Source organism: Thiohalocapsa halophila, from assembly GCF_016583825.1.
In the GTDB taxonomy this organism is placed as follows: Bacteria; Pseudomonadota; Gammaproteobacteria; order Chromatiales; family Chromatiaceae; genus Thiohalocapsa; species Thiohalocapsa halophila.
Window position 1 is genome coordinate 22,506 of record NZ_NRRV01000067.1, and the last position, 6,000, is coordinate 28,505.

Below are 6,000 nucleotides of genomic sequence, written 5' to 3' on the forward strand. Positions count from 1 at the left end.
AAGCCAAAACAGATGGATATGGTTGCTCCCAGTCCATTGGCGAGTCATGATGCCCTGTGGCAGCCAGCGTCAAACGGCTACCAAACGGCTACGAGCCTGTTATGCAAGAGGAGCGACCATGGTTACCGTAAGGGCTTTGCGGGTGCTCGCCCCTGGGGTGTGGCTGTCTGGCGGCGGCGCTCGCGGAGCCGGTACCCTGATGTTCCGTCGCACCGGGGGAGTCATCCGCGCGTACTTTCGGTACACGCAGCCCGACGGCTCTCGCTACGCGCTGCCGCTTGGACATTACGATGAGAACGGCACCGTTGGTCTGACGTTAGCGCAGGCTCGCTCTAAGGCCGGCGAACTGTCGAAGCTGTATGTGGCAGGCGAGAAGGATCTCCGCGCGTACCTCTATGCGGTTGACTCGGATCACGATCCGCTCTGGGCGGAGCTCGCGATCTGACTGCGGCGGACTCCGACAGACATGTCAGCTTGGGGTCTTCGCAGGACTCCCGGCCGCGGCTTATCGATACCGCCGCATCTGTCCGACCAAGACACCCTGGATCAGCACCTCGTCCGGGTGATATTCCATGGCCTGCATCGCGCTGTTCTCGGGATAGAGCAGCACGCGGCCCGACTCCTGCAGGATGCGTTTGAGGGTCACGTCCTCGCCCCGAATCAGCGCGACGACGATCTCGCCGTTGCGGGCATGATCGCGCTGCTCGATAACGACATAGTCGCCGTCGAGGATGCCGGCCTCGCACAGCGAATCCCCCGCGATCTGCAGGACATAGCACGGCCGGTCGCTGCGCAGGTGCGACGGCACCGCGATCTGCTCGGGCTCGGCGATGGCCTCGATGGGCCGGCCGGCGGCGATGGTGCCCAGCAGCGGCAGGAGATCCTCATGCGCCGGCTCTGGTGCCGGCTCGCGCGCGGGCTGCGCCACCAATCGCACGCCGCGATGCTGGCCGTGCAGCGGTTCCACGAGACCGGCTGCGACCAGGGCCTGGATGTGCTTGTGCAGCGAGCCCCGCGAGCGGAGCCCCAGCAGCCCGCAGAGCTCATCCAGCGTCGGCGCCGGCGCGCCCGCGTCCTCGCGCCGGCGCAGCCGATCGAGGATCTCCTGTTGTCGTCGCGTCAGGGCCATCGAACTGTTTCCTGTTGGTTCTCCCCGTCTATGCTACGCTAGTGGAGAACAAATAGAGAACCGTTCGGTCCAACCACGCGCACGCGTCGGGGTACTCGTCATGCAGACCGTCACCTACCTCTGCCCGAAACGCAGCCATCCCACCTGGGACCCGGCGCTGAAACCGCTGGATCTGGAGCTCGATACCGGCGTTGAGCTGCCGCTGCTCGGCTATGTTACCGCCGGCCAGCCCATCGAGACGCCGGCGGATCGCGAGGCCGTGCGCGTGCCCAGCCACCTGCTGCACCGGCGGGTCGTCAAGAACAGCTATGCGCTTCGGGTGCGCGGACACTCGATGATCGATGATCAGATCCAGGACGGCGACATCATCATCGTCGAGCGCCGCGAGACCGCCGAGAACGGTGAATCCGTGGTCGCCATGATCAACGGCGAGCGCGTGACCCTGAAGCGCTTCTTCGTCGAGCGGGAGGGCATCCGGCTGCAGCCGGCGAATCCGGACATGGACCCGATCTATCTGCGTCACGAGGAGCTGCAGATCCTCGGCATCGTCGCCGGCGTGATCCGCCAGGGATGACCGCCTGCCGCTGCAGGCCAGCGGTACCGACCTTTCAAGCCGCGCCGAGATACTCCAGCACTCGCCGCACGTAGGCCCGGGTCTCCCGAAACGGCGGAATCCGGTTGCCGTACTTCGCCACCGCCCCTCGCCAGCGTTATGCCGCGTCCTTGCTTATGCCGCGTGCCAACGAGAGATAGGCGCCGCAGGGCGCTCGAAGGGTTTGCCGACCAGTCTGGCAACAACGCCAGATCAGCGGAGAGACGACATGTCCGAGCAACCGTTACCGTTTGCGACTTAAGGATCTGCATGCGCCGCTCCTGAGTGCCTTCCTCATTCATCTGGAACACCAATGCGGCAACTGCGTGAAAACCGGGAACAACCGGCTGGCTGCCCGGCATGCGTTCTTTCGCTTCGCCTGCTATGAGGCGCCACAGCGCCCTCTGCTATGCCAGCAAGTCCTGGTCATCCCAACCAAGCGATATCCCAAGCGTTCGGTTACCCTTTTCAACGAACAGCAAACCGCCGGGCTCCTGGCTGCACCGGACCGCTCGACGTGGATCGGTCGGCGCGACCACACGCTCTTGCTTGTCGCGGTCCAAACCAGGTTGCGCAACAGCGAGCTGCGTGCCTTGCGCAGCCGTGATGTCGCGCTCAACGGCACCGCCTAGGTTTGCTGCATGGGCAAAGGGCGCAAAAAACGTTGTACGCCGTTGCGCCCTGCCGTCGCTACCGTGGTCCGAGACTTTCTACGGCGAGATAAATGTCGGCGGGAGTTGCTCGCTGCGCCGCAATGCACTGCTGCGCGCGCGCCCCATGCGGCACGGGCGGCGCCAAGACCTTGCCGACGCCAAAGCTTCCGTTGTGCTCGCCAAGCCTCGGCAGCGAACGCCGCCCGGTCAGACTGGCGATGTGGGACCAGGTCGCCTAATCTGGGGTGCTGGAAGCGGCATCGACTGCCGTGCAACCGAACTGGAGTAACCGGCAACCATGCGAGCGATACCGCGGTCCCGCCTGGCGGACATGGCCACTGAGATGCAGGACTTCGCCGCGGACCTCGGCGGCTGGATGCGTGACGGGGCGCGCCGCCTCAGTGGTGCCGACAGGCGCGCCCTCGCCGAGCGCTTCAGCGCCTGGGCACTGGCCGACGGGCAGCTCCCTGACGGCGGTCTGCGGGCCTGGATCGAAGACCTGGACGCCGTGGGTCGCGAGGCCCTCACCGAGCAGGTGGCCGGCTTCTGCACGGACTTCGAGATCGACCTGGCCTGGCTCGTCGACGGCGAGCTCGAGGCATGGCCTGCGCTTGAGGCGCAGCTGCGATCACTGGTGACACACTACTGCTTGGCCTGCAAGGCCGCCGTGGACGCCGATGCGGATCTGATGCGGTTCCGTCGCCGGCGGCTCTGGCAGCACCAGCGCGGCGACGGCGCGGCCGGCGTGCGGGGTGACCAGGGCGGTGACTAGGGCACCGCGCAGGCGCACGGTCACAACCCTCGGCGCCTGCTCCGGGCTCACCCGCCGTGATGTGCGCCGTCGCGGCTCTGGTGGGCCGATCCCAGCCGGGGCGCCCGCGTCGCCAGCAGTCCGACGCCGAACACGGCCCCGAACAACAGCGACGAGGGCAGCACACCCAAGCGCAAGCCGAGATTCAGCGCAGTGTTCACCACGGCATAACCGCCCCAGTAGGTCAGCACCCGCCGCAGCTGCGCCTGCTGCGCGCGGGCGGTGACAACCACCCGGGGCAGCCGACGCAGGCCGCCGTCGAGCAGCAGGATGCCGGCGGTGTCCGTGGCCAGGTCGGCGGCGCCGTGCAGGGAGATGGCGCAGTCGGCCTGGCGCATGGCCAGGGCATCATTGACGCCGTCGCCGATGAAGCAGACGCGGCGGCCCGCCGCTTGCAGCCGGCGCACCAGGTCGGCCTTCCCCTCGGGCAGGACATTGCTGTACGCCTCCGTCAGGCCGAGCGCCTGGGCCTGGACGCGGGTGGGCTGCTCGGCATCGCCGGAGACCAGCGCCAGCTGCGCGACGCCCTGGTCCTGAAGGAAGTGCAGGATACCTACTGACTCGGGGCGCTCGCAGGCACGCAGACTGATGACGCCCTGCACCGCCGCCGCATCCGCCACCAGCAAAGCCGTCTCCCCCTGCACCTCGGCGGCGGCGAGCGCGCGCTGGGCGCGCTGATCGATGGGGATGCCGGCAGCATGCAGGTGACGGCGACCGCCCACCAGCACCCGCTCGCCGTCGATGACGGCGCTGACACCGAAGCCGACGCGGAAGTCCGTCGCCGTGGCCTGCACCGGCGGGCAGTCCGCACGCTGCGCGGCCGCCGCCACCAGGGCCTGCGCCAGAGGATGCGTGAGCCTGGCCTCGGCAGCCGCCGCCGCCGCCAGGACGCGGGCCGGCACCCAGTCGCCGGTGGCGATGACCTCGGAGACCTGGAGCGCGTCGGCGGTGAGGGTGCCGGTCTTGTCGAACAGCACCGTATCCACCTGCGCCAAGGCCTCCAGGGCCCGGCCGTCCTTCACCAGCACACCCTCGCGCAGCAGCGCGCTCTGCTGGTTGGAGACGGCCAGCGCGCCGGCGGCCCGCACTGCATTGATGGGCGCGCTGAACAGTATCGCCAGCGCCGCCGACGGGCCGATGACGGGCCAGACCAGGGCGCTCGCACCCAGCAGCGGCAGCGCGGTGGCATCGGCGATGGCCTCCGCCTGCAATTGCAGCCGCGTATGATGGCCGGCCCCCTCGCGCAGGATGCGCTGCACCCGCGCCAGCCGGGTGTCGCGGCCGGCGACCGCCACCCGCACCCGCGCCTCGCCGTGCAGGACCAGGGTGCCCGCATACACCGGATCTCCCGGCCCCAGCGGTCGCGGCACGGACTCCCCGGTGAGCCGCTGCTGATCGACGCTGATGCTGCCGCATTCGATGCGTCCGTCCACCGGCACCGGCTCGCCGGTGGCCAGCGCCACGAGGTCGCCGGGGCGCAGCCCATCCACGGCCGTGGGCACCTCGGTGTCGCCGTGCAGCACGCGCACCCGTGTCGGTGCCGGCAGCCCGGCATCGAGCAGGCGGCGCGCCCGCTCGCGGCTGCCCAGCACTGCGACGTCGGCTGCGTGGTAGATCCAGCACTGCACCGCGGCGGCCAAGGGCTGACCGAGCCCCAGCGCGCCGACGCAGACCACGACATTGACCGCGTCGTCGCCCACCCGGCCCTCGCGCACCAGGCTGCGCTCGCCTGCCCGCAACAGCGGCAGCATACTGTAGATGGTGACCGCCACGGCCGCCGGCGTCAGGACCGGCAGGGCATAGCTGCCGACACAGAGCGCCAGTGCCCAGTTGCCGACGTGCAGGTCGGCACGGCGCCGCGTCAGCGCCTGCGCGTCGGCCTCCGCGTCGGGCTGCCGCCCGGACCGGTCCCAGCCCCGCCCGCGCAGCAGCCGCCGCAGCCGGCGCGGGCGCTGGCTGCGCTCGGCGACGCGCTGGCCGGCATAGGTGCCGAGCGCCAGCCCCACCTGAACCAACGCCATGGCTCAAACCCCGGGGCGCGGTTGTGGACAGCGCCGCAGCAGGCCCCCGGGGGCGAGGCGCGCGGGGCGCGCCGAGCCAGCCGCGCGACGCAGCAGAGGCGCCGTCATTCGCTCGCCGGGCTTCCTGCTGCGGAAGTACCTGAGGCGCCATCGGCCGGTGCGCCCGTCGCTGCCTCTGTGGATGCCGTGTCGCCGCCGCGGGCCTTGCCGGCATGGCGCCGGGCCTTGGGTCTGAGCTCCGCGGCCACCCCCTTGCCGGCCTCGAATTGCTGCTCGAAGTAGTCGCGCACCACCTCCGGGTCGAAGGTCAGGAAGGTGCCGCCGGCGGCGAAATGCTGAATGAACACCTTGCCGAGGGCGAAGGTTGCCGCGCCGTTGAGGATCACCAGTGTGCCGCCGCCGAGTATTTGACCCGAGATGGGAATCAGCTTGCCGAGGCTCGCGGCCAGGGTCGGCGCCGCGGAGGTGGGCAGCACGCTGCCGACGAGGCTGGCGACGGCGGAGCGACCCAGGTCCGCCTTGAACTCGATGTCGTAGACCCCGGCCAGGCCGTGCAGCATCTTGAGCTGTACCGCCACCAGCGCCGCGAGGTCCAGCAGCGGCACCGGCACCAAGGCGACGGCCATGGCGCCAAGGGTGTATTGCTGGACCAGATGCTCCGCGGCGGCGTGCCGTGCCTCGGGCGCCTGCGGCTCAGCGCCGGCGGCGTCGGCCGCGGCGGTCCCGGCGGCGGCGGCGCCGTCCGGCTGTGCTTGTTCGGTCATCGCGTGCGTCTCCTGGTGGCGGTTGGGGGT

At 69.8% G+C, this 6,000-nt stretch carries 7 protein-coding genes; 4 read left to right on the top strand and 3 right to left on the bottom strand.

Features of this window, described 5'->3' with window-relative positions:
• Nucleotides 1-199 precede the first annotated feature (199 nt).
• Entirely contained in the window at nt 200-445 is a 246-nt protein-coding gene (locus CKO31_RS20880; RefSeq protein WP_200241071.1) for a DUF4102 domain-containing protein, read from the top strand.
• A 60-nt stretch (nt 446-505) separates the two neighbouring features.
• On the opposite strand, the gene lexA (CKO31_RS20885) is transcribed toward CKO31_RS20880, so the two are convergent.
• The gene (lexA, locus tag CKO31_RS20885) at nt 506-1,129 is read right to left on the bottom strand and encodes a transcriptional repressor LexA (protein WP_200241073.1); all 624 of its coding nucleotides are present in this window, start codon (nt 1,127-1,129) and stop codon (nt 506-508) included.
• Between the two features lie 100 nt (nt 1,130-1,229).
• Between lexA (CKO31_RS20885) and lexA (CKO31_RS20890) the strand changes: the two genes are divergently transcribed.
• The 3 genes from lexA (CKO31_RS20890) to CKO31_RS20900 all read left to right on the top strand — a co-directional run bounded on the left by lexA (CKO31_RS20890) (nt 1,230) and on the right by CKO31_RS20900 (nt 3,146).
• Nucleotides 1,230-1,703, top strand: coding sequence for a transcriptional repressor LexA (gene lexA / locus CKO31_RS20890; RefSeq protein ID WP_200241074.1), 474 nt, complete (start codon nt 1,230-1,232; stop codon nt 1,701-1,703).
• A gap of 269 nt (nt 1,704-1,972) precedes the next feature.
• The gene (locus CKO31_RS20895) at nt 1,973-2,353 is read left to right on the top strand and encodes a site-specific integrase (RefSeq protein ID WP_200241076.1); all 381 of its coding nucleotides are present in this window, start codon (nt 1,973-1,975) and stop codon (nt 2,351-2,353) included.
• A gap of 319 nt (nt 2,354-2,672) precedes the next feature.
• On the top strand, nt 2,673-3,146 hold the full coding sequence (locus CKO31_RS20900) for a hypothetical protein (RefSeq protein ID WP_200241083.1): 474 nt from the start codon (nt 2,673-2,675) through the stop codon (nt 3,144-3,146).
• A 47-nt stretch (nt 3,147-3,193) separates the two neighbouring features.
• Here the strand turns inward: CKO31_RS20900 and CKO31_RS20905 are convergent, their stop codons facing one another.
• Together CKO31_RS20905 and CKO31_RS20910 are read right to left on the bottom strand one after the other, a co-directional pair.
• On the bottom strand, nt 3,194-5,206 hold the full coding sequence (locus CKO31_RS20905) for an HAD-IC family P-type ATPase (RefSeq protein ID WP_200241085.1): 2,013 nt from the start codon (nt 5,204-5,206) through the stop codon (nt 3,194-3,196).
• Nucleotides 5,207-5,310: 104 nt separating this feature from the next.
• A partial coding sequence (locus CKO31_RS20910) for a YcjF family protein (RefSeq protein ID WP_207148073.1) occupies nt 5,311-6,000 on the bottom strand: 690 nt, incomplete at its 5' end.

Bases quoted from the DNA above. Each gene is read 5' to 3' on its own strand.
- CKO31_RS20880 (WP_200241071.1), top strand. From the start codon at position 200: ATGTTCCGTCGCACCGGGGGAGTCATCCGCGCGTACTTTCGGTACACG.
- lexA (WP_200241073.1), bottom strand. From the start codon at position 1,129: ATGGCCCTGACGCGACGACAACAGGAGATCCTCGATCGGCTGCGCCGG.
- lexA (WP_200241074.1), top strand. From the start codon at position 1,230: ATGCAGACCGTCACCTACCTCTGCCCGAAACGCAGCCATCCCACCTGG.
- CKO31_RS20900 (WP_200241083.1), top strand. From the start codon at position 2,673: ATGCGAGCGATACCGCGGTCCCGCCTGGCGGACATGGCCACTGAGATG.
- CKO31_RS20905 (WP_200241085.1), bottom strand. From the start codon at position 5,206: ATGGCGTTGGTTCAGGTGGGGCTGGCGCTCGGCACCTATGCCGGCCAG.